This window comes from Aurantimonas sp. E1-2-R+4 (assembly GCF_036549515.1).
Lineage (GTDB): Bacteria > Pseudomonadota > Alphaproteobacteria > Rhizobiales > Rhizobiaceae > Aurantimonas > Aurantimonas coralicida_A.
This window is the reverse complement of the sequence record NZ_JAZHLK010000015.1, coordinates 1-25040: the sequence shown is the minus strand read 5'-3', so window position 1 is coordinate 25040 and position 25040 is coordinate 1. Positions and strand designations below refer to the sequence as shown.

At 64.9% G+C, this 25040-nt stretch carries 19 protein-coding genes and 1 other annotated feature; of the genes, 10 read left to right on the top strand and 9 right to left on the bottom strand.

Annotated features, from left to right (window positions below):
• Window positions 1-137 precede the first annotated feature (137 nt).
• Window positions 138-665 (bottom strand): MerR family transcriptional regulator, encoded by a 528-nt coding sequence (locus tag VQ045_RS09065; RefSeq protein WP_331829921.1) that lies wholly within the window; start codon window positions 663-665, stop codon window positions 138-140.
• 243 nt (window positions 666-908) lie between these two features.
• Between VQ045_RS09065 and VQ045_RS09060 the strand changes: the two genes are divergently transcribed.
• The 4 genes from VQ045_RS09060 to VQ045_RS09045 all read left to right on the top strand — a co-directional run bounded on the left by VQ045_RS09060 (window position 909) and on the right by VQ045_RS09045 (window position 7137).
• A complete protein-coding gene (locus tag VQ045_RS09060) occupies window positions 909-4661 on the top strand; it encodes a peptidoglycan-binding protein (RefSeq protein WP_331829881.1) in 3753 nt (1250 codons plus the stop codon).
• A 129-nt stretch (window positions 4662-4790) separates the two neighbouring features.
• Window positions 4791-5714: a sulfite exporter TauE/SafE family protein gene (locus tag VQ045_RS09055; protein WP_327622614.1), complete on the top strand. Its 924-nt coding sequence runs from the start codon at window positions 4791-4793 to the stop codon at window positions 5712-5714.
• Between the two features lie 2 nt (window positions 5715-5716).
• The gene (locus VQ045_RS09050) at window positions 5717-6610 is read left to right on the top strand and encodes a TIGR02186 family protein (RefSeq protein ID WP_331829880.1); all 894 of its coding nucleotides are present in this window, start codon (window positions 5717-5719) and stop codon (window positions 6608-6610) included.
• Between the two features lie 11 nt (window positions 6611-6621).
• The gene (locus VQ045_RS09045; protein WP_331829879.1) at window positions 6622-7137 is read left to right on the top strand and encodes a DUF3429 domain-containing protein; all 516 of its coding nucleotides are present in this window, start codon (window positions 6622-6624) and stop codon (window positions 7135-7137) included.
• 16 nt (window positions 7138-7153) lie between these two features.
• Here the strand turns inward: VQ045_RS09045 and pdeM are convergent, their stop codons facing one another.
• Window positions 7154-7873 (bottom strand): ligase-associated DNA damage response endonuclease PdeM, encoded by a 720-nt coding sequence (pdeM, locus tag VQ045_RS09040; RefSeq protein ID WP_331829878.1) that lies wholly within the window; start codon window positions 7871-7873, stop codon window positions 7154-7156.
• 140 nt (window positions 7874-8013) lie between these two features.
• Window positions 8014-8067 (top strand) — a sequence feature (sul1 is cis-regulatory element that is thought to sense ions involved in sulfur or methionine metabolism; They are found in Alphaproteobacteria).
• Between the two features lie 84 nt (window positions 8068-8151).
• Between pdeM and VQ045_RS09035 the strand changes: the two genes are divergently transcribed.
• Window positions 8152-9636 carry a SulP family inorganic anion transporter gene (locus tag VQ045_RS09035; RefSeq protein ID WP_331829877.1) on the top strand — a complete coding sequence of 495 codons (1485 nt, stop codon included), beginning with the start codon at window positions 8152-8154 and terminating at the stop codon, window positions 9634-9636.
• 11 nt (window positions 9637-9647) lie between these two features.
• Window positions 9648-10496 carry a universal stress protein gene (locus VQ045_RS09030; protein WP_327649711.1) on the top strand — a complete coding sequence of 283 codons (849 nt, stop codon included), beginning with the start codon at window positions 9648-9650 and terminating at the stop codon, window positions 10494-10496.
• Window positions 10497-10503: 7 nt separating this feature from the next.
• Here VQ045_RS09030 and VQ045_RS09025 read toward each other — a convergent pair whose 3' ends face one another.
• Window positions 10504-13038, bottom strand: coding sequence for a ligase-associated DNA damage response DEXH box helicase (locus tag VQ045_RS09025; protein ID WP_331829876.1), 2535 nt, complete (start codon window positions 13036-13038; stop codon window positions 10504-10506).
• 148 nt (window positions 13039-13186) lie between these two features.
• Between VQ045_RS09025 and VQ045_RS09020 the strand changes: the two genes are divergently transcribed.
• The gene (locus VQ045_RS09020) at window positions 13187-14188 is read left to right on the top strand and encodes an NAD(P)/FAD-dependent oxidoreductase (protein ID WP_331829875.1); all 1002 of its coding nucleotides are present in this window, start codon (window positions 13187-13189) and stop codon (window positions 14186-14188) included.
• Window positions 14189-14225: 37 nt separating this feature from the next.
• On the opposite strand, the gene VQ045_RS09015 is transcribed toward VQ045_RS09020, so the two are convergent.
• A complete protein-coding gene (locus tag VQ045_RS09015) occupies window positions 14226-15071 on the bottom strand; it encodes a DMT family transporter (protein ID WP_331829874.1) in 846 nt (281 codons plus the stop codon).
• 79 nt (window positions 15072-15150) lie between these two features.
• Window positions 15151-15891 carry an ArsR/SmtB family transcription factor gene (locus tag VQ045_RS09010; RefSeq protein ID WP_327649717.1) on the bottom strand — a complete coding sequence of 247 codons (741 nt, stop codon included), beginning with the start codon at window positions 15889-15891 and terminating at the stop codon, window positions 15151-15153.
• Between the two features lie 90 nt (window positions 15892-15981).
• Here VQ045_RS09010 and VQ045_RS09005 point away from each other — a divergent pair, with 90 nt between their 5' ends.
• From VQ045_RS09005 to VQ045_RS08995, 3 genes are all read left to right on the top strand, one after another.
• On the top strand, window positions 15982-16992 hold the full coding sequence (locus tag VQ045_RS09005; protein ID WP_331829873.1) for a ligase-associated DNA damage response exonuclease: 1011 nt from the start codon (window positions 15982-15984) through the stop codon (window positions 16990-16992).
• Window positions 16993-17124: 132 nt separating this feature from the next.
• The gene (locus VQ045_RS09000; RefSeq protein WP_331829872.1) at window positions 17125-17379 is read left to right on the top strand and encodes a DUF2188 domain-containing protein; all 255 of its coding nucleotides are present in this window, start codon (window positions 17125-17127) and stop codon (window positions 17377-17379) included.
• Between the two features lie 180 nt (window positions 17380-17559).
• Window positions 17560-19605, top strand: a complete 2046-nt coding sequence (locus tag VQ045_RS08995) for a sensor histidine kinase (protein ID WP_331829871.1) — start codon at window positions 17560-17562, stop codon at window positions 19603-19605.
• Here the strand turns inward: VQ045_RS08995 and VQ045_RS08990 are convergent.
• The 4 genes from VQ045_RS08990 to gap form a co-directional block, all read right to left on the bottom strand.
• Window positions 19588-20313, bottom strand: a complete 726-nt coding sequence (locus tag VQ045_RS08990) for an SGNH/GDSL hydrolase family protein (protein ID WP_442879844.1) — start codon at window positions 20311-20313, stop codon at window positions 19588-19590. The genes VQ045_RS08995 and VQ045_RS08990 overlap by 18 nt on opposite strands.
• A gap of 130 nt (window positions 20314-20443) precedes the next feature.
• The gene (locus VQ045_RS08985; protein WP_331829869.1) at window positions 20444-21640 is read right to left on the bottom strand and encodes a phosphoglycerate kinase; all 1197 of its coding nucleotides are present in this window, start codon (window positions 21638-21640) and stop codon (window positions 20444-20446) included.
• Window positions 21641-21753: 113 nt separating this feature from the next.
• On the bottom strand, window positions 21754-23562 hold the full coding sequence (locus VQ045_RS08980) for a potassium/proton antiporter (RefSeq protein WP_331829868.1): 1809 nt from the start codon (window positions 23560-23562) through the stop codon (window positions 21754-21756).
• Between the two features lie 196 nt (window positions 23563-23758).
• Window positions 23759-24769 (bottom strand): type I glyceraldehyde-3-phosphate dehydrogenase, encoded by a 1011-nt coding sequence (gene gap / locus VQ045_RS08975; RefSeq protein ID WP_327622597.1) that lies wholly within the window; start codon window positions 24767-24769, stop codon window positions 23759-23761.
• Between the last annotated feature and the right edge of the window lie 271 nt (window positions 24770-25040).

Below are 25040 nucleotides of genomic sequence, written 5' to 3'. Positions count from 1 at the left end.
CGGGCGCGCCGGCTGGCTCTCTTGTCACACACCAGTGTCTGAGATTATGCGGGCGCGCCGTAAGGCGGTCGCGCCCGTTTATGGCTGTGGAGAGTTTCGATCATGATCCGTTGCAGGCCAATGCCGAGCGGGACGGATCAGGCGTCCAATTCGCCCAGTTTTTGGCGCAAATGGTCGATCGATACGGTCATCGCACGGATCGAATCCTCGATTTCATCCCGCTGTTCGTAGAGAAGCTGCTGCTGCTCCTCGAAGCGCTCCAGCGCCACCTCGATCTGCTTCCGCTTGCCGTTGGGCTGGTGGTAGATCTCGATGAGCTGCTTCGCCTCAGTGAGCGAGAACCCCAATGTTTTGGCCAGCAGGATGAGACGGAGCCGGGTCCGGTCCCGGCGGCTGTAAAGCCGGGTGGTGCCACGGCGCTCCGGTGAGAGCAGGCCGCGATCCTCGTAGAACCGCAGTGTTCTCAGGGTGACGCCGAATTCCTTCGAAAGATCGCCGATTTTGAACACTGACTTTTGCGAGGCGGCCTCTTGGCTTCGGCCCAGCAGAAAATCGATATCGACGGAAGACTCTTCGTCCGCCGTTTCGACTGGCTTCAAGTTTGGCATGAGCAGATTTCCGTATTCGCGCAAATTTCCAGAACGCACTTCGCAAAGACGCAGCACGGTCAAACGGGGCCGCTGGACCCGCACCGGAACCGAATATCGCTTTAAATGAGGCTGTTACAAGACGCTGCGTCAATTCCCGGTCCAGTTTCGGGCCGGCTTATGCGGTTAATCCCTAACGAGATCGTAATTGCGTTAACCGATCATTTACCATGTTCGGGTCAGTTTTTCGAACTTACCGCGCGAGCACGTGCCGACGAGACAGAGCCGATCACGGGGCTCCAGCCGACCGGGAAAGCTGAGATGGCCGATCACACAAGACAGGGAAACGGTCGAAAGCCGGAGGAGGCCTCCTCGCTGGATGCGCTCAGCCGTACCCTGGAGGAACTTGAGCAGCGGCTCTCGCGCGTCACGGCAGCCAAGCAGGATCGCGAGCGGCCGGACAGCAAGACACCGGTGCCCGACCCGGCAGAGACCGGCGGCCTCCCGAAAGCCGCCCGTCCGACCTTTTCGGACGCGGTGTCACAAATTGTGATGCGGCAGAAGATGCTGGAGCGCGAGCCGGCGGAGCCTGAAGCTGCGCCAAGGCCGCAACGCGCGTCGGCCGGCGGGCTCAGCGTATCCAAGGGCGACGACGCAGGTTCCGCCGCGATGGCGGACCTTGCCCAACAGCTTGAGCGGCTGCGTGCGGAACTCCGCGACGACATGACACAGAGTCTGCAGCCGCGTTTCGACAATATGCGCGCGGCTTTCGACGATCTGCGCAAGATGATTGCCGAACGCGCCAGTGCCGACCGAATCGATGCCGAGATATCCAAGGTCGACAACGGCCTGACCCGAATGGTCGACAGCGGCGTGGATCGCGAGACGGTCCGCTCGCTTCGCGAGGAGCTTGAAGCGATCCGCGGTCTGGTCGGTGACACGGCGCGCGAGGAGAGCGTCCAGTCTGTCAGCCGTCGCTGGGACATGTTCGAGACCAAGCTTGCCGGACAATCAGAAGATGACAGCAAGGCCAGGCACGAGTTGAAGGACGAGTTGGAGCGTTTGCGCACATCCCTCGGCTCGCTCGCGAGCGAGGAGCAAGTCAAGGCGGTCGAGCGCCGCTGGGACGAATTCGAGGATCGTTATCTCGCGGCGCCGGCGGCAGGCGAGGGGGCCGGTTTGTCGGATCTCCTGAAGACCGAGATGAACAAGCTGCGCGAGAAGCTCGAGACGCTCGCCTCCGAAAAGTCCATGCGTGCCGTCGAGGAACGCTGGGGCGCGCTCGAGGATCGATTCGCCTCGCGCGAGATCGAAGGCAAGATCGAAGCGATGGGCGAGCGGATGGAGCAGCTCGAGGCCGCTCTCGCCAAACTGCCGGAAACCCTCGCCATCGGGCCGCTGGAAAAGCGGGTCCATACCCTGGCGGTCGGCATCGAGACACTGGCCAAGCGCCAGCAGGACGAATTGGACCTGGATCACTTTGCCCTGCTCGATGAACGGCTCGACGAGATCTCGCGTGCGATCATGGCGGCCGCGAACCGCACGCCGACGATCGACATGAGCCCAGTCGAGCGCATCGAGGCACGTCTTCAATCGCTCACCGCCCGGGTCGACGAACTTGCCGAAGACGGCGATTCGGCGGTTCTGTCGGATCGCATCGGCGAACTCGCCAATCGGATCGAGGCGCTGTCCAGCGACAATGCGGCGCAAGAATTGGCCGAACGGATCGAGCGGTTTTCGCTGCAGCTGGAAACTCTCGTCAGCGCGGGCGACGGCGACCCCGTCAAGGCTTTGGCGATGGAAACCCGCCTGCAGTCTCTCGCCGAGCGACTGGAAGAGGTCTCCGCGCCGCGGGTCGATGAGGAGATGGTCAAGGCGCTCGAAATCCAGATCGCACGGCTGTCGCAGCAGATCGGCGAGAACGGCATGCCGGCGGCGATCGCCGATCCCGAACTTGACCAGCGTCTCGCCGACATCGAGCGCCGGCTCGATGAACACCGCGAGGATATCATCGTCTCGGCACGCGCGGCCGCCGACGAGGCGGTTCGTCAGATGATCGAAAGCGGCGATCTTCGACAGAGCGAGCACGTCGCCCGTCTTTCCGACGATCTGCGTGCGCTGGAAGCCTTGTCGCGAGACAGCGGCGCGCAATCGGAAGATTTCTTCCGCACCGTGCATTCCACTCTGCTGAAGCTCGTCGAGCGCATTGATCAGATCGAGAGCGAGCTCACCGGCAAGGGGCGCGCACGCCGGGACGAACCGGTGGTCTTCGGAAATCCGTCGGCCGCCCCGACCGACGCGGCCGCGACCTCCGCCATCGCCGCCGAGGCTTCAGGTCTGCGCGCGGTCCTCGCGCGTACCCTCAAGGGGCGCAAATCCGCGATCGCGAGCGGCACTGCCGACCCCGCCGCGCGGCCCCCCCGGCGCGGGGACGATCCCGAACTGATGCTGTTCGACGCCGATGTCGAAACCCGCGAGCAGGCCACGTCCCATAGCGCCATGGAAGCGCCGTCTCTGGATGCCGCCGACATTTTCGATACACCGGAAGCCAACCGGCCGCTGGCGATCGGATCGGGCACGCCCGACATCACGGCGCTGCTCGAGCGGGTTCGGGCGCAACAGGCGGGTCGTTCGAAGGATGGCGGTCCGGACGGCAAGGCCGACTTCATCGCCGCCGCCCGCCGCGCGGCCATGGCGGCGGCGGCCGAGGCCGAAAGCCTCGATGGCCCGGAGCCGCACACCGCGGCCGGCAGGGTCAGCCTCACCGACATGATTTCGCGTCGCCGCAAGCCGATCCTTTTGGCGATTGGCGCGGTGCTTCTGGCGCTCATGGCCTTGCCGCTCGGCCAGGCGCTGACGTCGATCCCGGATTCCGATGACGAATCCGGACCGTCTATTATCGCGGCCACGCCGTCCGCACCGACCGGGAAGCCCGCCGCCTCCGTCGCCGCCACGGCGGATATGTCGAGCGACGATACGCGAGCGAAGCAGGCATCCGGTGTCGCGACCCCGTCGACGATGCCGGACGGGCTCGTCCTGCCGCCCGCCACTTTGCCCGCATCGCAGGCCGAGAACAGCGAACCGGCCGGGCCGGCAGGGGCGGGCGAAGCCCGCGCGCCCGCAGCCGACGATGCCATGCAGGATTCGCTGGTGAGCCGCTCCTTGGAGGCACAGGCCGGCACGGCGCCGGCCGCGGGCGCCGCGATCCCGTCCATGCCGGAAACCATTGGTAATGAGGCACTCGCCAGCGCGGCCCGTGATGGTGACCCGAAAGCGTTGTTCGAAGTCGGGTTGCGCTTGATGGAGGGACGCAAGGACGAACCGGACGCCAAAGCCGCGGCGAGGTGGTTCATGGCGTCGGCCGAACGCGATTTTGCGCCGGCGCAATACAGTCTCGGCACACTTTTCGAGAAGGGCAACGGCGTCACCCGCGACACTTCTTTGGCGCGCGACTGGTATGTGAAGGCGGCAAACCAGGGCAATGTGCGCGCCATGCACAACCTCGCCGTTCTCTACGCGACCGGTGTCGACGGCAAGTCCGACCCGAAACTGGCGGCACGCTGGTTCGAGAACGCCGCCGAGTTCGGAATGACCGACAGCCAGTACAATCTCGGCATTCTCTACGCGCGTGGCGCTGGCGTGGAAGTCGATTTCATTGAATCGTTCAAATGGTTCTCCATCGTCGCGGCGGCGGGCGACGAAGACGCCGGGCGAAAGCGGGACGAAATCAAGAAATCCTTGACGCCGGCGCAGAGCAAACTGGCCGAAGCGAAGGTCGCGGCCTTCAAACCGAAACCGCGCGACGAAACGGTCAACACGGTCGAGATGCCGAAAGAGTGGACCGACAAGGAAAACGACCCGATCCAAACGTCTTCGATCGACATGACTCGGGCAGTCCGCAACATTCAGGCGATTTTGATCAAACTCGGTTATGAACCCGGCGCTCCCGACGGGATTGCCGGCGCGCAGACGACCGAGGCAATCAAGTCGTTCCAGAAGGAAGCGGGGTTGCAGCCCAGCGGCGACATCAACGAGGCGTTGATCCGCGCTCTTCTGGCGCGCAAGGACGGCTAACGCCCACAGGGTCAACGGCCGCGCGGTTGACCTTGACACACATCGGCGTTTGACAGGCGCGGGGGTTCGGGCCAAGACGGTTGGACCCGTTTGTCTTTCTGGCTCCTTCGAGCAAAGAGCCGACCCGCCGTGAACCTTTACCTTCCGATTGCGGAAATTTCGGTCAATGTCCTGGTCCTCATCGGGATGGGGGCGGCCGTCGGCTTTCTCTCCGGCATGTTCGGGGTCGGCGGCGGCTTTCTGATCACGCCGCTCCTGATCTTCTACAACGTGCCGCCCGCGGTCGCCGTGGCGACGGGCGCCAATCAGGTCATCGCATCGTCGTTTTCCGGCGCGCTCGCCCATTACAAGCGCGGGACGATCGACCTGAAGCTCGGCGGCGTGCTTCTCGTCGGCGGCGCTCTCGGCTCGGTCGCCGGCGTGGCGTTGTTTACCCTGCTGCGCCGAATCGGCCAGCTCGATCTGGTCGTCTCGCTTCTCTACGTCATTTTCCTCGGCGGTGTCGGCGGGCTCATGCTGGTCGAGAGCATCCAGTCGATGCGACGGGTATCGGGCGGCGGCAGCGGCGAATTTCGTCGCTCGGGCAAACACAATTGGGTGCACGGGCTACCGCTGAAGATGCGGTTCCAGCGCTCGAAACTCTATGTCTCGGTGATCCCGGTGCTGGGCCTCGGCTTTTTGATCGGCATCCTTGCCGCGATCATGGGCGTGGGCGGCGGTTTCATCATGGTGCCGGCGCTGATCTACCTCTTGCGGGTTCCGACCAACGTCGTGATCGGAACGTCGCTGTTCCAGATCATTTTCACGGCCGCTGTCACCACGGTTCTCCAGGCTGCGACGAATTTCACCATCGACATCGTGCTGGCTTTCCTCCTCATGCTCGGCGGCGTAGTCGGGGCGCAATTCGGCGCCGCGGCGGGGCGGCGGCTGCGCGGCGACCAGCTGCGAGCCCTGCTTGCCCTGCTCGTCCTGGCCGTCGGTCTGCGCCTCGGCTTCGAACTGGTGATCACGCCAACCGAATTTTATTCCATCAGCTCGCCCACTGGAGAGTGAGGATGACCGGCCGTCAACGCACTCGCACGCGCCGTCTCGGTCGATCCTTCGGCAGGATCGCGGCCGCGCTGGCGGCGGTTGTCGCGCTGCTTGTCCCGGCTAGAGCGCAACAGGTGGAAAGTTTCGAAATCGGCCTGTCGACCAACGAGATCGCCATCACGTCGAATTTTACCGGTGCGCGGCTCGTGGTCTTCGGGGCGCTCGACAACGCCGATGCCCGTCTCTTGCGGCAACAACGCTACGATATCGTCGTCGCACTCGTCGGTCCGCGCCGGCCGGTCGTGGTGCGCAAGAAGGAGCGTACTCTCGGAATATGGATCAACCGGGGGTCGGAAACCTTCAACGCTTCGCCTGAATCCTATGCGCTCGCATCGACCCGCCCGCTGTCCGATATCACGCGCGAGAGCCTGCGCGTCAGCCTTTCCCTTGGGATCGACGATTTGCGGCTGAACATCCGCGATCCCGAGACCGTGGGCGCGGCGATAGTCACCGAACCGGTTGGCCAGGTGATCATCGGCGAATCCGCTGTCGACGGCGAGGGCGACCCTGTGGTCAACCGGGATCAATATGCGAGCGCGCTACGCCGGATCCGCATGGAGTCCGGCCTCTACAACCAGAGCTTCGGCAGTGTCGAATTCGTCAGTCCGACGCTGTTTCGCGCCGATCTGCGGCTCCCCGCCGATCTTCCGGTCGGCCGGCATACGGTGCGCGCCTATCTGTTCCGCAGCGGGGTGTTCATTCGCGGCGATTCGGAAGCGCTGGTCGTGGTCAAGACGGGTCTCGAGAGCCTGATCGACGATTTCGCCACCCGCTACGGCTTTCTCTATGGGCTGTTCGCGGTGGCGCTGGCGATCTTCACCGGATGGTTCGGACGGATCGTTTTCAAGCGCGATTAGTTTACTCGTCAATGACGAACACAGATTTAGAAACGCCCGATCGGTCGGCGCGACAGGTCGCCGAAACCCTCTCCGCTTCCACCGCGTCGGTCTATGCTTCCCACAAGACGGCGTGGACGCTCGGCGTCCTCGGACTGGTTCCTTTTGTGCTGATGGCGGTGATCTTCGCCTATGCCGGCCGGTCGTTCATCGCTTATCCGATGCTCGTCCTGGCGTTTTCCGGCTATTCGGCGACGATCCTCGCCTTTCTCGGCGGCATCCGCTGGGGGATCGGAATGGTGTCGCACGCGCATCGGCGCCGCGTGCTGATCCTTTCGGTGCTGCCGTCACTGGCCGGCTGGATCTTGCTGTTTGTACCGAGCCCTTGGATCTTTGCCGGTTTCGCGGTTGCCTTCGCGCTGCAAGGTGCGTGGGACATGCTCGCGGCGCGTCGGCGCGAACTGCCCGCCTGGTTCGGCCGGCTACGGCTGGTGCACACGGGCGTCGTCGTTCTGTGTCAGCTCGTCGCCTTCGCCTCCACCTATTGAGGCGTATCCGGGCCTGCTAGCCGTGGCAGAGCGCGCGGAAGCCGATCGGGTAGATGCGCGCCAGACCGATCACGTAGGCTTTGGCGAACCGAAGGTCGAACAAGCCGTGAAAGGCGCGGTCGAGCACATTAAGCCCGCCGGTGGTGACGCCGAAGGACGGCAGGATCATCCGGTTGCCGTCGCTGGCAAAGCAAGCGCCGCGTGTCGAGCGGCCCGCGCCGGCGACGCGGGCGACCGGATGCAGATGCCCGGCGACTTCGCCGCTTCGATAGTCCCGGCTCGGCTCGTGCCGGAAGAGCCACGGCCCGACGGCGATCTGCGCCAAGGTTTCGCCGCCGATCCGCGCCGGCGGCTCGGGGTCGTGATTGCCGGTGATCCAGATCCACTCGCGCCCGGCCATCAGGCGGGCGAGCGTCTCGCGATAGGTGGCCGGCATGAAGGCCGCGCCATGACGGTCATGGAAGGAATCGCCGAGACAGATCACCCGCCGGGCGTCGTAGCGGGCGAGCGCTGAACCGAGCAGCGCCAAGGTAGCCGCTGTGTCGTAAGGCGGCAAAAAACTGCCCCGGCGAGCAAAGGCCGCGCCCTTTTCCAGATGCAGGTCCGAGACGATCAGCAGGCGCTCCGACGGCGCGTAAAGCACGCCGGACGGGTCGCAGACGACCGCCGCGTCGGCAAGGGTCGTTTCGAGCCCCTCGCACTCGGTTTGCCGCATCCGCCGCGCCAGCGCATTCATTCGCAGAGATCCGTTATCATCCGGTGATTCGCGTTTCGTTCCTATCGAACCCTTCATTCGGGCAAAGGCAAGGCGACACGACGTCTCGCAACGGCATGGGTTGATTTGAGCGCCGCGATCGGCGATGAGTGCGCCGCACATAAGGACCCGCTCCGCGCGGGTGGCTATGCCGGGCGCCGATCCCCCGGCCAATCCAGACGCCACATTGACCGAACCGTTCCGCGGCACCGTCGCCCGGTCCGTCGCGGCAATTTGGCGTCCAGATGTCTTCGGAGCCGATGTTCTCGACTCGCAATCTTTATGCCGACTGGTTCGGCAATGTCCGTGGCGATCTCCTCTCCGGTCTCGTCGTGGCGCTGGCCCTGATCCCCGAGGCCATCGCCTTTTCGATCATCGCTGGGGTCGATCCGAAGGTCGGGCTCTACGCTTCCTTCTCGATCGCCGTGCTGACTGCGATCTTCGGCGGCCGACCTGGCATGATTTCGGCGGCGACCGCCGCGACCGCTGTCCTGATGGTGACGCTGGTCGCCGATCACGGCCTGCAATATCTGTTCGCCGCGACGATCCTCGCTGGCCTGTTGCAGCTTGTCGCTGGCCTGTTGCGCCTCGGCGACGCCATGCGCTTCGTGTCGCGCTCGGTGATGACTGGTTTCGTCAACGCGCTGGCGATCCTGATCTTCCTCGCCCAGATTCCCGAATTGGTCGGTGTGCCGTGGATGACCTACGTCATGGTCGCGGCGGGGCTGGCGATCATCTATCTGCTGCCGCGGCTGACCACCGCCGTACCGTCGCCGCTGGTCACCATCGTGGTGCTGACCGCCGTGTCGCTGTTCTTCGGCTTCGATCTGCGCACCGTCGGCGACATGGGCGAATTGCCCTCGACGCTGCCCTACTTTTTCATGCCCGACGTTCCGCTGACGCTGGAGACGCTCCGCATCATCCTGCCCTATTCGGCCGGGATCGCGATCGTCGGCCTCCTGGAATCGCTGATGACCGCATCGGTAGTCGACGACCTGACGGACACCGGCTCGGACAAGAACCGCGAATGCTATGGGCAGGGCATCGCCAACACCGTCACAGGTTTCTTCGGCGGCATGGCCGGCTGCGCGATGATTGGCCAGTCGGTCATCAACGTGAAATCCGGCGGTCGCGGAAGGCTGTCCTGCCTGTTCGCGGGCGTGACGCTCTTGTTCCTCATCGTCGCGCTCGGCGATTGGGTGGCGGTGATCCCGATGGCGGCGCTGGTCTCGATCATGATCATGGTCTCCATCGGCACGTTCAGCTGGGACTCCTTCATCAATCTGCGCACCCACCCGCGCCGCTCCAGCGCGGTGATGCTCGCCACGGTCATCACCGTCGTGTGGACCCACAATCTGGCCATCGGCGTCCTTGTCGGCGTCATGCTGTCGGGCATCTTCTTCGCCTCCAAGGTCTCGCAGATCTTCGCCGTAACCTCGAAGCTGTCGGAGGATCGGACGCACCGGACTTATCACGTCCAGGGGCAGGTGTTCTTCGCCTCGGCCGAGGATTTCATCGCCGCCTTCGACTTCAAGGAAGCCATCGACAAGGTCACCATCGACGTCGGCCGCGCCCATATCTGGGATCTGTCCGGGGTCGGCGCGCTCGACCGGGCGGTGATCAAGTTCCGTCGCGGAGGCACCGACGTCGAGGTGCTCGGCATGAACGAGGCGAGCAGTACGCTGGTTGATCGTCTCGGCGTGCATGATAAGCCGGGCGCGCTGGACGAGTTGCCAGGGCATTGAGGGAGGACGGTATGAGCAAGATTCTCGCGCTGGTCGACGGCTCGCAATACACCCAGAGCGTCTGCGACAACGCTGCCTGGGCCGCCGACAGGCTCGGCGCCCCGGTCGAACTGATGCATATCATCGGCCGTCGGGATACTCCCTCGGCGCCCGCCGACCTGTCCGGCAATCTCGATCTCGGCGAGCGCGAGACGCTGCTGAAGGAACTCGCCGATTTCGACGAGCAGAAGGGCAAGCTGGCGCGCAAGCGCGGCCGTCTGGTGCTGGCCGAGGCCGGCGCGCGCTTGAACGAAAAGGGCGTCTCGGCGGTCGAGGAGCGGCTGCGCTCCGGCGATGTCGTCGACACGCTGCTCGAGTTCGAAAAGGACGCCGATCTCGTCGTCATCGGCAAGCGTGGCGAGGCGGCGGATTTCGCCAAGCTGCATCTCGGCTCCAATCTTGAGCGGGTGCTGCGTGCCTCGACAAAGCCGGTTCTCGTCGCCGCCCGTGCCTTCCGGCCGATCCGCCGGTTCATCGTCGCCTTCGATGGCGGCCCGAGCGCGACGAAGGCGATCGACCATCTCGTCACCAGCCCGTTACTGAACGGCGCGGCCTGCGAACTGGTCATGGTGTCGGCGAAGAGTTTGGACGAGCGGCTGGACCGCGCGGCCGCGCGCCTGCGCGAGGCCGGCTACGACGTGACCGCGACGCTGGAAAAAGGTGAGCCCGACGAGGTGATTGCCGCCCATGTGAAGCGCGACGACGTCGATCTGATCGTCATGGGCGCCTATGGCCACTCGCGCATCCGCAACTTCCTGATCGGCTCGACGACCAGCGAGATCGTCCGTGCCTGCCTGCGGCCGGTGCTGATGTTCAGGTAGGCGGACGCTAATCCAGCGCCGCCCGAACCAACTCGGCCTCCATCGCCTCGGCGAAGACCTCGTCGCGCGCCTCGCCCATGATGCTTTCGCGGCCAATCTCCAGCATGATCGGCACCGCGAGCGGCGAGACCTGGTCGAGGTCCTTGTGGACGATGTGGTGCTTGATGCGGGCGAGAAGGTCGGACACGCGTCTCACATCGAGAAGCCCCGTCGCCGCGTCGTCCCACGTCGCCCGCATCAGGACGTGGTCGGGCTCGTGCGCGCGTAACACGTCGTAGATGAGATCGGCCGAGACGGTCATCTGCCGCCCGGTCTTCTCCTGGCCGGGATGGCGCTTTTCGATCAGCCCCGAGATCACCGCGCATTGCCGGAAGGTGCGTTTGAGCAGCCAGGAATCGGCCATCCAGGCCTCCAGGTCGTCGCCGAGCATGTCCTCGTCGAGGAGCGCATCGAGCGAGAGCTTTCCGTCGGCGATCATCGCGCCGATGTCGCCCTTGCCCCAGATCGAGACCGCGTAGTCGGTGGCGACGAAGCCCAGCGGCTTGGCCCGCGCCCGCTCCAGCCGGCGGGTGAGCAACATGCCGAGGGTCTGGTGGGCAAGACGCCCCTCGAAGGGGTAGAGCACCATGAAAAAGCGCTGGCCGTTCGGAAAGGTCTCGATCAACAGATCGTTCGCCCCGGGGATGACCGACTTGCGCTGCTGGATCGCCAGCCATTGCGCCACCTGTTCGGGAAGCGCGCCCCAGCGCGCGGGGTCGGCAAGCATGGCGCGCACCTGTTCGGCCAGATAGGTGGTCAGCGGGAATTTCGCTCCGGCATAGGCCGGGATCCGGGCGTCCTCGGCGACGGTCTTCGAGACATAGCACTCGTTCTCGCGAATGCCCTCGAAGCGCAGCACCATGCCGGAGAAGGAAAAGGTGTCGCCGATCGCCAGACTCTCGACGAAGCCCTCCTCGATCTTGCCGAGGACCGGCCCGCCGCGGCCGATCGCGCTCCGCGTCTTGCGCCGGATCAGCCGGACGGCCAGCATTGGCGCCTCGATGATCGTGCCGGCGTTCATCCGATATTGCTGGGCGATGCGCGGATGGGTGATGCGCCAGGTGCCGTCCTCGGTCAGCTTGATCTTGGCGTAGCGCTCGTAGACCTTGAGCGCGTAGCCGCCGGTGGCGACGAATTCGACGATGCGGTCGAACGTCTCGCGGTCGAGCTCGCGATAGGGCGCGGCCGTCGTTACCTCGTCATAGAGGTCATCGGCGCGGAACGGCTCGGCGACGGCCATGCCAAGCACGTGCTGGGCGAGCACGTCGAGCGCGCCGTCCCTCAGCGGCGGCGTGTCCTGCGCGCCGAGATAATTGGCGTCGAGCGCCGCCTGGCATTCCATCACCTCGAAGCGGTTGGCCGGCACCAGGATCGCCTTGGAGGGCTCGTCCATGCGGTGGTTCGACCGGCCGATCCGCTGGGCAAGGCGGGACGCGCCCTTCGGCGCGCCGACATGGACGACGAGGTCGACGTCGCCCCAGTCGATGCCGAGGTCAAGCGTCGAGGTCGCAACGACGGCGCGCAACCGGTTATCGGCCATCGCCGCCTCGACCTTGCGGCGCTGGGCGACATCGAGCGAGCCGTGATGCAAGGCGATCGGCAGCGTCTCGTCGTTGATCCGCCAGAGTTCCTGGAACAGCCGCTCGGCCTGGCTGCGGGTGTTGACGAACAACAGCGTTGTCCGGTGGGCGCGGATCGCCTCATAGACCTCCTTCATGGCGTAGGTCGCCCCATGCCCCTGCCAGGGCACGCGCTCCTCGGATCGGAGGATGGTGATGTCGGGCTTGGCACCGCCCTCGACCGTGATCAGGTCGGCCATCGGGGCGGCATCGGCCGGCTGCGCGACGAGCCAGCGGCGCAGTTCGTCGGGCTCGGCGACGGTCGCCGAGAGGCCGATGGTTTGGAGGTCCGGCCGAAGCTGTCTTAATCGCGCCAGCCCCAGCGACAGAAGATGGCCGCGCTTCGAGGTGACCAGCGAGTGCAACTCGTCGAAAATCACACAGCGCAGATCCGAGAAGAAACCGCGTGCGTCCTTGGCGGCGAGCAGCAGCGCGACTTGCTCCGGCGTGGTCAGGAGAATGTCCGGCGGTTTCAGCTTCTGGCGCTGGCGGCGCACCTGCGAGGTGTCGCCGGTACGCGTCTCAAGCGAAACGTCGAGGCCGATCTCAGCGACGGGCCTTTCCAGGTTGCGGCGGATGTCGGTTGCGAGCGCCTTCAGCGGCGAGATGTAGAGCGTGTGGACGCCATGCGGCCGCGTTCCCGGCTTCGTGGGGCCGCGACGGTGAAGATCGACGAGCGAGGGCAGGAAGCCGGCTAGGGTCTTGCCGGCACCGGTCGGCGCGATCAGCAGCACCGAAGCACCTACCTCGGCGCGCCGCAGAAGATCAAGCTGATGCGGTCGCGGCGACCAACCGTTTCGCGCGAACCAGTCGTGGAACGGTTCGGGCAGCGAGGCCGCGCCGTCGGGCTGCGTGCCGCCCGGGAGTTTGCTCCTGGCTGTCATGATCCGGACCGATCCCTCAGAGACCCGCCCCACAGCTGCTCGCTGATTCGGCGGCGGGTTGGCCGTTGACGTTCTCGAGCAGACAGTCATCTTCGCGGCGCACCCGCCCGATAGTCATCTTTTTCAGCGACAAACGAGGAAGCCCGCGATGCCCGTCTCCGATTCCGACACCTTGCTCGACTGCCTCGTCATCGGAGCAGGCCCGGCGGGCCTGACGGCGGCGCTCTATCTTGCCCGCTTCAAGCGCCGCAGCCTGATCGTGGACGCGGGTGATCCCAGAGCCGCCTGGATACCGACTAGCCATAATATTCCCTTCTTCGAACGAGGCATCAGCGGCCGCGAGATTCTGGTGCGCGAGCGCGCGCACGCTTGCCATTACGGAGCGGAGATCGCCGAAGGCAAGGTCGTGCGCCTCGAGAAGCGTGACGACGGTATTTTTCACGCCCACGTAGAGGTCGTGCCGGGTGCCAAAGGTCGGTCCTTCGACGTGACGGCCCGGAACGTCCTGCTCGCGACCGGCGCCCGTGACATCGAGCCGGACCTGCCTGACGTGCCCGATGCGGTGCGGCGCGGACTGGTGCGCTATTGCCCGATCTGCGACGGCTACGAAGCCCAGCACAAGGCGATCGCCGTCATAGGGCGCGGGGCGCGGGGGCTTGGCGAAGCCGCATTCGTGGCGCGGACCTATTCGCGCGATGTGACCTTCCTGACGCTCGGCGTCCCGATGGAGCTCGATGGCGAGGAATGGGAATTGGCCAACCGACACGGGGTGAAGGTCGTGACTGAACCAATCGGCGAGCTTCGGGTCGAGGGTGACCGGATTGCCGCGATACGGTTGGAAAGCGGAGCCGAACACCGGTTCGATCTCATCTATTCGGCATTGGGGCTGACGCTGCGATCCGAACTGGCCGTGGCTCTCGGCGCGGAACATGACGCCACCGGGGCGTTGACCGTCGACGAGCACAACCGCACGAGCGTCGGGGGGCTCTATGCCGCCGGCGCGGTTGTGCGCGGGCTCGACCAGATCGTCGTCGCCATGGGGCACGCCGCCATCGCTGCGACCGACATCCATAACCGTTGCGCGCTCCCGACCCAGGAGGAGCCGAAGGAGCGCGCAACGAAAGATCGGACGCGGTTAGCTCCTGCATAGAGCCGTCGGGCCCACTCTCGGGTGAAGGGGCCGACAATCAGCGCTTCCGTACCAGCAGGGCCAGCGCGATACCGCCGAGAATGAGCGTCGCCGCGAGCACGAAGCGCAGGGTCAGCGCCTCGGCGAGAAACAATACGCCGCCCAGCGCAGCGATCACCGGCACGGTGAGCTGCACGATGGACGCACGCGTCGCCGTCAGGCCGGGCAGCGCCCGATACCAGAGGACGTAACCCAAGCCCGAGGTAACCGCGCCGGAGGCGATGGCGATGACGATTCCGGAGGTTGTCATGCCGCTCTGGAACGCGGAGAGCGCGATCAGCGGGATCGCCAGCGGCACGGCACGGATGAAGTTGCCGGCGGTCTCGCCCATCGGGTCCGTTGCCGCGCGTCCGCGTAGCGAATAGACGCCCCAGGCAACGCCCGAGGCGATCATCAGGACGGTTCCGAGGAGAGCCGGCGTCACCAACGCGGGGGCGATCCAGTAGACGAAAGCAGCGAAGGCGATCGTCAGTCCGGCGATCTCTGAAAGGCCAGGCCGCTCGCCTCGAATCAGGCCCCACGCGATCATCGTCGCCTGTACGGAGGCGAACAGCACCAGCGCGCCGACTGCCGCGCCGAGTTGCAGATACGCATAGGAAAACGCCACGGCGTAGACGAACAGGGCCAGCGCCGAGGGCCAGCCGCCCGGCAGCCGGACTGTCGGGGATGAATTCCGGTTGGCGTTGACGAGCAGCAGCGCCAGCACCGCCGCGCCGGACGCGAGCCGCACCCCGGTATACCCCGCGGCGTCGATGGCGCCGTCGCCGAGCGCCAGTCGGGCAAGGATCGAATTGCCGGCGAAGGCGACCATCGCCAATGTCGTCAGCCAGAACGTCGATGACATGAGCCGCCTGCCGGGTGGGAAGAATCACCCGGCAGTATCGCCGTGAAGCTGGCGGCCGCGTCAACCGCCTTTACCAAGCTCACGCCGCTGAGGGGAGTGGCTCGCCGGTTTCCAGAAGCGTCTTCAGGCCGCTGGCGATCTTCGCCCAACCGGTCCGAATGCCCTCGGCGCTCTTGACGAGATCGGTATGCGTGATGGTGAATTTGCAGACTTCGCCCTGCGCCTCGATCTCGAAGGTGACCGTCGAGACGGGATGCTGATCCTCGTCCCATTTGGGCTGGAACGTCGCCTTCAAGCGACGCGGCGGATCGGCCTCGATGATCTTGCCGTCGAGCATCGTTTTTCCGTCCGGCCAGACATAACGCAATTGGGAGCCAACCGCGCCGTCGGTCTCGACTCGGCTGTTCATGTAGTACTTTTCCGTCATCGCCGGGTCGAGCAGGGCATTCCAAAGGCGCTCCGGCGTCGTGCGGATGAAGGTTTCGAGGAGAAAGTCGGGCTTCGTCATGGGGGTCTCCGTTTCGAGGGCCGTCTTCAGATCCATCGCCAGCCTGGCCCAGGGTTTGCGGAACGGTTCGATCCACCGGTCAGCCAGCGCCTGGATCGGCGCCGGGTTGAGGTAGTGGTGTTTGAACCGTCCCGACTTTCGGGTGACGACAAGGGACGCCTCCTCCAGAACCCTCAGATGTTTCATGACGCCGAAGCGGCTCATGCCGACCCTTCGCTCGAGTTCTGTCAGGGTCTGACCGTCCGCTTCGCGTAGTGCATCGAGAAGCAGCCGGCGGGTCGGATCACTGAGGGCCTTGAAGATGGCGTCCATGGTCGTTTAATACGTTACTTTATAGTCACGTGACAATAGGGTAACATAAAATCTCTCGACGGATCGAACCGAAATGCTACATAGCCGGAGGTGAAGCTCGACGACCTCCTCCACCCGACGCCCGAAGGGCTCTATTGCCCGCCCGGCGATTTTTATATCGATCCGGTGCGCCCGGTCGCTCGCGCCTTGGTCACCCACGGCCATGCCGATCACGCGCGGCCGGGAAACGACAGCGTTCTGGCCACCCGGCAGACCCTCGACATCATGGCGCTGCGCTATGGCGAGGCGTTCTGCGCCGAACGTCAGACCGCTGCACTTGGCGAGACGGTCCGGATCGGCGACGTGTCTGTCAGCTTTCATCCCGCCGGCCATGTGCTGGGTTCGGCGCAGATCGCCGTCGAGCACAAGGGCCTCAGGATCGTCGCCTCGGGCGATTACAAGCGTCGGCCGGACCCCACCTGCGCCGGCTTCGAGCCGGTCGCCTGCGACGTGTTCATCACCGAGGCGACCTTTGCGCTGCCGGTGTTTCGCCATCCCGATACCCGCGACGAAGTCGCCAAGCTCTTGAAATCGGTCGAGCAGTTTCCCGAACGGGCGCATCTCGTCGGCGCCTATGCCCTTGGCAAGGCGCAGCGCGTCATCAAGCATTTGCGCGAGGCCGGCTACGATGCGCCGATCTACATCCATGGCGCGCTGACAAAGCTCTGCGACTACTACCGGAGCGAGGGTATCGACCTTGGCGAATTGCGGCCGACGACGGTGGAAGGGGGCGGCAAGGGCGATTTCGCCGGCGCCATCATCGTTGGGCCACCCTCGGCCTTTGCCGACAAATGGGCGCGGCGGTTTCCCGATCCGGTGTCGTGCTTCGCGAGCGGCTGGTTGCGGGTGCGCCAGCGCGCTCGCCAGCGCGGCGTCGAACTGCCGCTGATCATCTCCGACCACTGCGATTGGGACGAACTGACCGACACGATCGAGGAAATCGCCCCGGACGAGGTCTGGGTGACCCACGGCCGCGAGGAGGCATTGGTGCGCTGGTGCGAATTGCGGCAGTTGCGCGCGCGGCCGCTGCATCTGGTCGGCTACGAGGACGAGGCGGAGTAGCGATGCGTGATGACGCCGGACGCTCGAAGCCTGGTGCGCGTTTTATCTGCCGAGGTTCGTGAACGCCGGAACGCATCGGTGTATCCTCACGTTTGCGAATGAGACAGTCCCGGAAACGCAGGAAGGAGTTCCATGACCCAGGTTCACTACGAGGTTGTTCGGCACGACGGCGGCTGGGCCTACAGGGTTCAGGATGTTCTTTCGGAGACTTTCCCGACCCATGATCGGGCGCTCTTTGCCGCCCGGAGCGCTGCGGCGCGGCAGCGTGCGGCGGGCGAGACGATCGGAATCCGCTACGAGGACGCTGACGGCAACTGGCATGACGAAATCGCCAAAGGCGACGACCGTCCGGAAACCGACGTTGAGGATACTGCCGGGGCGGTGTGACGCTTTCGGTGAGCGATCATTGGGGCGCAGCCGCCTACGTGAAAGCGCGTCATCACTCCTCGCTGGTTCATGCAGGCCGCGCGGGTGCGCGATATCTGATGGTGTTGTGGCATTCGGGTTGTGGTTCGTGGCTAGCCCGGTCACACTCTCCTCCGTTGCATTACGTGGGAGAAAATCGGGATGTGGTCATGTCGAACGGTTCTGACATCGACGCTGGTGGGCCTGCAGGTCGCCGCGTTGCTGGCCGTTCTAGCGTTGACCTACTTCGCGTCCCAAAGCGTGCTTCTGTCCTATGCCGAACAGCTGACGGAAAGGGTCGCGCACGACACCACCCGGTTTACCGAAAATTTCCTGAACCCCGCCGATGACGCGGCTACTCTCTCGCAAAGACTGGCCGAGCGGGCGGTCGTTCAGACCGACAACCGAGCGATTCTCACGCGATACCTTTATGAGGTTCTGCGCGCGCGGAAGGATTTCGCAGGCATCTTCTACGGCGCGACGGACGGATCCTTTGTCTATGTCAGCCGCGACGACACGGTCGAGGGTGCGACGTATCGAACCAAATGGATCGAGACCGACCCCGTCCGCTCCGTGCAACTGGACTATTTCGATGACGAGTTGCGCCGTGTCTCGCGGCGCCGGGATGACGCGGATACCTACGATCCCCGCACCCGCCCCTGGTATCTGAGAGCCATGGAGGGAAGGGAGGTCGTCTGGACCGATCCGTACATCTTCTTTTCCTCGCAACGCCCGGGAATCACCGTCGCCACGCCCGTCCTGGGCGAGGATGGCATGACCATGCGCGGCGCGGTCGGCATCGACATCGAGATCGGCGCGCTATCGCAATTCCTAGATGGTTTGCAGGTCGGCCAGAATGGTTCGGCGGCAATTGTCTCCCAGACCGGCGATGTGATTGCTCACCGTGATGCGTCATTCGTTCGCGCCGCAGATGGCAAGGGGCAGCAGCGCTTTGCCAAGGTGACCGAGATCGATGATCCGGCGCTCGCCCAAGCGGTTGCCAGCCTGCCAGGCGGTCTGGTGAATCTTGATCCTGGCGAGACGCGGCTCACACGTTTCACAGCGCAGGGCGAGAACTGGCGCGGTGCGGTGCGGCGTCTCTCTGGTTCGCGCACGCCATGGGTGGTCATAACCTATCTGCCGGAGCGCGATATCTTGAGTCCGCTCCAGCGGGTCCGCAATATCGGGCTGTTGGTAGTCGCGATCGTCGTCGCGATAACCGCGCTCTTTGGCGCTCTCCTCGCTCGTGCCCTGACCAAGCCGATCAAGGCTCTGGCCGCGCAGGCGAGCCATATTTCCAAGGGCGAGTTCGACGACACGCCGCTACCGTCCATGCGGATGAAGGAACTCGCCGATACGGGCCGGGCGATGCGACGGGCGACGAGCTGGCTGCGGGACTACAGGCGGGAGAACGAGCAGTTGACCGGGCAGTTACGGGAGGCGGGCCGCGTTCTCGAGCGGCGCGTCGATGAGCGAACCGAGCAACTGGCCCATTCCAATCGCGAACTGGAGGAAGCGAACCGCAACACCAGCATGCTGGCGCATGAACTGGATCACCGCGTCAAGAACCTGTTCGCGATGACCTCGTCACTGGTTGCGCTAGCCGCGAGCCACGCGACCACGCCGCAGGAGGTGGCCGACGAGGCGCGCGGCCGCATCAACGCGTTGGCCCGCGCCCACGCCGATACGCAAGGCGCCACGGAATCGCAGCTGGGGTCGATCGTCAAAAGCGTGCTCGAACCCTATGCAAACACCGATGACTTCCGGATCAATATCGCCGGCGACCCCCTGACGGTTTCCAGGTCCAACGTCACGCCGATCGGCCTGATCCTCTACGAATTAGCCACCAACGCCGCGAAATATGGCGCTCTGGGCTGTTCAGGCGGTGAAGTGGACGTGACCTGGAAACGCACGGCGAGCGGCGTCGTCACGCTGGTGTGGGCCGAACGCTCGAAGGTGCCGCCCGACGACAAGTCGGATTCGGAAGGGAAAACGAGCGGATTCGGCTCGGTCATGCTCAAGGCGATGGCACATCAACTCGACGCGACGGTTGAGCGTGACATAACGTCCGCGGGCCTGCGGATGACCTTGACCATGAAGGATCTGGAGGAACGCCGGGAGGCACCGCTCGACACACAGATCCTCGATCCGTTGCAATCCTCCACGCGGTCGGCGGATCGCAGCAAGCGTTCAGCGGAGAGCGCCTGAGGTCTCGTCCGCCCGCGAGCGGTCCCCCAGCACGTAGCCGACCAGATGGTTGGCGTAATAGGCATAGCCCTCGATCGAGGCGTGGAAACCGTCGCGGGAAAAACCCGCCGGCTCGACCCGGGGCAGCGACGTCGAGGCGATCGCGCCGCGCTCGACGCACAGCCGCGCGCCCATGCGGCGGATGATCCGGGCGCGCAGTTCCAAGACATGGGCAAGGCCGCGCGGCAGCGCCGGCACGCGCTTCAGGTCGACCGGCGGCGACCAGACGATGCGCGCCTCCGGCCACTTTGCCTTCAGCGCGTAGAGGAGGCCGCCGAAGCCCTTCTTGAACTTGCGGGCGCCGTGAAAATTCTTGGCGTCATTGGTGCCGATCATCAGGACGATGTGGGTGAACGCCTCGCGCGCGAGATTGGGCACGACATGGTCGCGCACCTCGGCCGAGACGGCGGAGTTGGAGCCCGCCGTCCGCCAGAACACCGACAGGCCGGTGAGGGCGTAGAGCCGTTCCGCCAGCTTCGGGGCGAGGCTGTCCTCGATATTGGCGACGCCGACGCCTGCGGCCGAACTGTCGCCGATGACCAGCAGCCGGATCGCCGTGTCGCGGATTGCCTCATTGCCTAAGAAACCGGTGACAGCGCCGTCTGGCGGCGGCATGCGCTCGACGCGGCGGCGGACTCCGATGCCCTGCCAGACATAGACCGGAAACATCAACCAGGAGAGAAAGGCAGTTTGAAATGACACGGCAGACCGGGCTCCGCTGATCCTAGATGTGGCTCGTGGCAGAAGATATAGCCACGCGCCTCGTCTTTCGAGCCCTTGGAGCGTCGCGATTTTCGCGTCAGGCCTTGAGAATCTCGACGCCGGGCAGCGGTCTACCCTCCATCCATTCCAAAAACGCCCCGCCGGCCGTGGAGACGTAGGTGAAATCGTCGGCAACGCCCGCCTGGTTGAGCGCGGCGACCGTGTCGCCGCCGCCCGCGACGGAGGTGAGCTCGCCGGTCTTGGTCCGTTCCGCCGCGTGGCGGGCCGCAGCCATCGTCGCCGTGTCGAAGGGCGGGATTTCGAAGGCGCCGAGCGGGCCGTTCCAGACCAGCGTCTTCGCCTTGTCGAGCCAAGCGCTGACCACCTTCACCGTCTCGGGCCCGGCGTCGAGGATCATCGCGTCGTTCGGAACCGCATCGACCCAGACGACCTCACTGTCCGCGCCCGCCTTGAACTCGCGGGCGATGACAGCATCGACGGGCAGTACGATCTCGCAGCCGGCGTCTTTCGCCGTCGCCATGATCGCCCGAGCCGTGTCGGCCAGATCGTGCTCGCACAGGGACTTGCCGACGTCCTTGCCTTGCGCGGCGAGGAAAGTGTTGGCCATGCCGCCGCCGATAACCAGCGCGTCGACCCGTTTGACGAGGTTCGAGAGGAGGTCGATTTTGGTGGATACCTTGGCGCCGCCGACGACGGCGACGACCGGCCGGGCGGGATCGCCAAGGCCCTGTTCGAGTGCTTCCAGTTCGGCCTGCATGGTGCGACCGGCATAGGACGGCAGATGCCGGGCGAGGCCTTCGGTCGAGGCGTGCGCCCGATGGGCGGCGGAAAAGGCGTCGTTGACGAAGATATCGCCGAGCGAGGCGAGGCGGCTGACGAAATCCTCGTCATTGGCTTCCTCACCCGCATGAAAACGGGTGTTTTCCAGAAGCACGACGTCGCCGTCCTTGAGCCCGGTGACGATGCCGGCCGCGATGGGCCCGATGCAATCGTCGGAGAAACCGACCGGCATGCCGAGCATTTCGGACAGGACCGGCGCCAGCGGCTCCAGCGACATCTCGGGATTCGGCCGCCCCTTCGGCCGGCCGAAATGGGCCAGCAGGATGACCCGGCCGCCCTTGTCCGAAATTTCGCGGATGGACGGCAGGATACGGCTGATGCGGGTGCGGTCGGAGACCTTGCCGTCCTGCATCGGTACGTTGAGGTCAACCCTGAGGAGGACGCGCTTGCCCGCGACGTCTGCGTCGTCGAGCGTCTTGAACTGCGTGGTCATGAGAGGTCCTCCATTCATGTCGGCCGCCGCTGCGGCTCCTCGGTGTTACGATGGGCTATAGTGCAACAATCCATGTTTGTAGATGCCGGGACATCGGGCGCGGGCTGCCCGGCTCAGGGCTTTGCCGCGCCACGGCCGCTGATGCGGCGCAGCAGGCGGACGATGTCTTTCAGGTTGAGGAACAGGGGGATGCCGCCGCCGCGCCGGCTCTCCGGCTCCAGCGACAGGCCGGCATCGACGACGGCCCCGTCGACGCCGGTCTGGCGCACGATCAGTTCGACCGGCGATACGGCCACCCGGTCGCCGTATTCGGCGCGCCCGCCAAGCCGGCGGATCATCATGTCGGAGATCGACAGGTCGGCTTCGTCCTCCTGGAGGCGGATTCCATAGGCGTTGGCGAGATCCTTGGCGGTCGCCGCCGGATCGACCGAAAATTCGCCGAAGAATTCCGCGTCGTCGGGCCGAACGGTGGCGGGGCTGGCGAACAGCCGGTCGAGCAGCGGCGGATAGCGCGGCGAGATGAACAGATAGACGGTGTCGCCGGATCGAAGTCGCCCGGCATACTGGTATCGCATCGATCGTCCGTCGCGGATCACCAGTGACGGTCGCGCCCAGCGTGGCACCCGTTCGCCGCGTTCCACCGGGCTGTCGGGCACGACGCGGTAGGAGAGAAGTTCGTGATCGGGCGTGCCGGGAAGCTCCAGTTCGAACTTTTCGATGGGGCCGATCCGCGGCGGTACGACGAGTCCGAGCCGCCGGGCAACCACGGCGAGCGTCCAACCCTGCACAAGCAGTGAAGCGAGAACGATGATGAAAGCGGTGTTGAAGAACAGCCGGGCGTCGTCGAGACCGCCGATCAGCGGAACGATGGCGAGCAGGATCGACACCGCGCCCCGCAGTCCGACCCACGAGACGAAGGCGCTTTCGCGGCGCTGGAAGTCGAAGGGCAGCAGGCAGAGCCACACCGCCACGGGTCGGGCAACGAAGATCAGGAAAGCGGCGAGGCCGATGGCCGGCAGGAGGATATCGCCGAACTGCGAGGGCGTCGCCAACAGGCCTAGGATCAGGAACATCACGATCTGTGCAAGCCACGTCAGCCCATCCTGGAAACGCTTGAGGCTGACGGTATTGCGCAGGCCGCTGTTGGCGGCATACAGGCCGGAAATGTAGACAGCGAGGAAGCCCGACCCACCCAGCGCTCCGGTCACGCCGAAGATGAGCAGGGCCAAGGTCAGCGTGAACACCGGCAGCAGCCCGCGGTCGATCGCTAGTTTGCCGACGAGGGTCCGTATCAGCCAGCCGCCGCCGAAACCGAAGACGATGCCGAGGCCCATCTGCTGGGCGAAGCCGAGCAGGACGTCGACTCCGAGCTGTTCGAGCCCGGTGCCGGAGGCCAGGAGTTCGACGAGCGCGATGGTAAGGAAGATCGCCATCGGATCGTTGGTGCCGGATTCGATCTCCAGCAGTGAGCGCACGCGTTCCCGGATGATGACGCCGCCGACCCGGAGCAGGAAGAATACCGCCGCCGCATCGGTGGAGCCGACGATCGCGCCGAGGAGCATGCCCTCGATCAGCGACAGATCGAGGAGATAGGAGGCGGCGACGCCGAAAAGGCCGGCGGTCAACAGCACGCCGAAGGTCGCCAGGGTGATCGCCGGCACGGCCGCCTGCCGGAAAGCCTGCAGCGACGTGCCGAAGCCCGAATCGAACAGGATGATGGCAAGCGCCAACGTCCCGACGACATAGGCGAGGTTCGCATTGTCGAAGTCGATGCCGATGCCGTCGACGCCGGTCAACAACCCGATCGACAGGAATAGCAGCAGGAGCGGCGCGCCGAAGCGGAAGGCAAGCAGGCTCGAAAATGCCGCGATGAGGATCAGGACGGTGCCGACGATGATGGCGAGGTAAAGCGTTTCGAGCATCGGCTGGAAATCAGAGCCTTGGAACAGCGAGACGAACCCCGCGCGCGACCGCCGCTACGTGAAATTCCGGTATCTGGACCGTCGCCATATGGGTTCTATGGCCGGATCGGGGGAAGCGTTGCGTTCAGAGTTTAAACTTACATGCCACAGGTGTGTGGCGGGATGCCCTCCCGCCACACACCTGTCCACCCGGCCGTTAGCGCGCCTTGGCGAGGGCGACGGCGGTGTCCGACATGCGGTTGGAGAAGCCCCACTCGTTGTCGTACCAGGACAGGATGCGCACGAAGGTGCCGTCCAGAACCTTGGTCTGGTCCATGTGGAAGACCGAGGAGTGGCTGTCGTGGTTGAAGTCGATGGAGACCAGCGGCTCCTCGGTGTAGCCGAGAATGCCCTTCAGCTTGCCGTCGGCGGCCGCCTTGATCGCCGCGTTGATCTCCTCGATCGAGGTCTCGCGCTTGGCGATGAAGTTGAGGTCGACGACGGAGACATTCGGGGTCGGCACGCGGATGGCGACGCCGTCCAGCTTGCCGTTCAGCTCCGGCAGCACCAGGCCGACGGCCTTGGCGGCGCCCGTCGAGGTCGGGATCATCGACATGGCGGCGGCGCGGCCGCGATAGAGATCGCTGTGCATCGTGTCGAGCGTCGGCTGGTCGCCGGTATAGGAGTGGATCGTCGTCATGAAGCCCTTTTCGATGCCGACGAGCTCATTCAGGACGTAGGCGACGGGCGACAGGCAGTTGGTGGTGCACGATGCGTTGGAGACGACCAGATCGTCCTTGGTCAGCGTGTCGTGGTTGACGCCGTACACGATGGTCTTATCGGCGCCGGCCGCCGGGGCGGAGACGAGCACCCGCTTGGCGCCGGCTTCCAGATGCAGGGACGCCTTGTCCTTGGCGGTGAAGATGCCGGTGCATTCCATGGCGACGTCGACGCCGAGGTCGCCCCAGGGCAGATCCTTGGGATCGCGGATCGCGGTGACCTTGATCGGCTTGCCGCCATCGATGCTGATGGTGTCGCCGTCAACGGTGACCTTGGCCGGGAAACGGCCATGCACGGAATCGTAGCGCAGCAGATGGGCGTTGGTCTCGACGGGGCCCAGGTCGTTGATGCCGACCACTTCGATGTCGGTCCGTCCGGATTCGACGATCGCCCGCAACACATTGCGGCCGATGCGGCCGAAGCCATTGATTGCAACGCGAACTGTCATTGATCCGTCTCCTTCGATGGCGCGCCCTGCCGGCAAACGTCGCGGGGGTGTCGCGGTCACCTTGGGCTGTACAGAAGCAGGCGGTCGGGATCAATATTCGGCCCGGTCAGCTTTTTTTATGCGGACGCTGATTTTCGATGCCGTAAGGGCGGTGCTCGCTAGGCTCAGGACCTATTAATTTCTCTTGATGTGTGATTCAGAGCTTCCGTCAAGGAGGTTCTGATGGCTGGTTTGTTTTTGCTGAGCGAGCGCCAGATGGCGCGGATATCGC

Excerpts from the sequence above, each read along its gene's own strand:
- VQ045_RS09060 (WP_331829881.1), top strand. The coding sequence starts at position 909 with ATGGCCGATCACACAAGACAGGGAAACGGTCGAAAGCCGGAGGAGGCC.
- VQ045_RS09050 (WP_331829880.1), top strand. The coding sequence starts at position 5,717 with ATGACCGGCCGTCAACGCACTCGCACGCGCCGTCTCGGTCGATCCTTC.
- VQ045_RS09045 (WP_331829879.1), top strand. The coding sequence starts at position 6,622 with ATGACGAACACAGATTTAGAAACGCCCGATCGGTCGGCGCGACAGGTC.
- pdeM (WP_331829878.1), bottom strand. The coding sequence starts at position 7,873 with ATGAATGCGCTGGCGCGGCGGATGCGGCAAACCGAGTGCGAGGGGCTC.
- VQ045_RS09035 (WP_331829877.1), top strand. The coding sequence starts at position 8,152 with ATGTTCTCGACTCGCAATCTTTATGCCGACTGGTTCGGCAATGTCCGT.
- VQ045_RS09030 (WP_327649711.1), top strand. The coding sequence starts at position 9,648 with ATGAGCAAGATTCTCGCGCTGGTCGACGGCTCGCAATACACCCAGAGC.
- VQ045_RS09025 (WP_331829876.1), bottom strand. The coding sequence starts at position 13,038 with ATGACAGCCAGGAGCAAACTCCCGGGCGGCACGCAGCCCGACGGCGCG.
- VQ045_RS09020 (WP_331829875.1), top strand. The coding sequence starts at position 13,187 with ATGCCCGTCTCCGATTCCGACACCTTGCTCGACTGCCTCGTCATCGGA.
- VQ045_RS09015 (WP_331829874.1), bottom strand. The coding sequence starts at position 15,071 with ATGTCATCGACGTTCTGGCTGACGACATTGGCGATGGTCGCCTTCGCC.
- VQ045_RS09010 (WP_327649717.1), bottom strand. The coding sequence starts at position 15,891 with ATGGACGCCATCTTCAAGGCCCTCAGTGATCCGACCCGCCGGCTGCTT.
- VQ045_RS09000 (WP_331829872.1), top strand. The coding sequence starts at position 17,125 with ATGACCCAGGTTCACTACGAGGTTGTTCGGCACGACGGCGGCTGGGCC.
- VQ045_RS08995 (WP_331829871.1), top strand. The coding sequence starts at position 17,560 with ATGTGGTCATGTCGAACGGTTCTGACATCGACGCTGGTGGGCCTGCAG.
- VQ045_RS08990 (WP_442879844.1), bottom strand. The coding sequence starts at position 20,313 with ATGTTTCCGGTCTATGTCTGGCAGGGCATCGGAGTCCGCCGCCGCGTC.
- VQ045_RS08985 (WP_331829869.1), bottom strand. The coding sequence starts at position 21,640 with ATGACCACGCAGTTCAAGACGCTCGACGACGCAGACGTCGCGGGCAAG.
- VQ045_RS08980 (WP_331829868.1), bottom strand. The coding sequence starts at position 23,562 with ATGCTCGAAACGCTTTACCTCGCCATCATCGTCGGCACCGTCCTGATC.
- gap (WP_327622597.1), bottom strand. The coding sequence starts at position 24,769 with ATGACAGTTCGCGTTGCAATCAATGGCTTCGGCCGCATCGGCCGCAAT.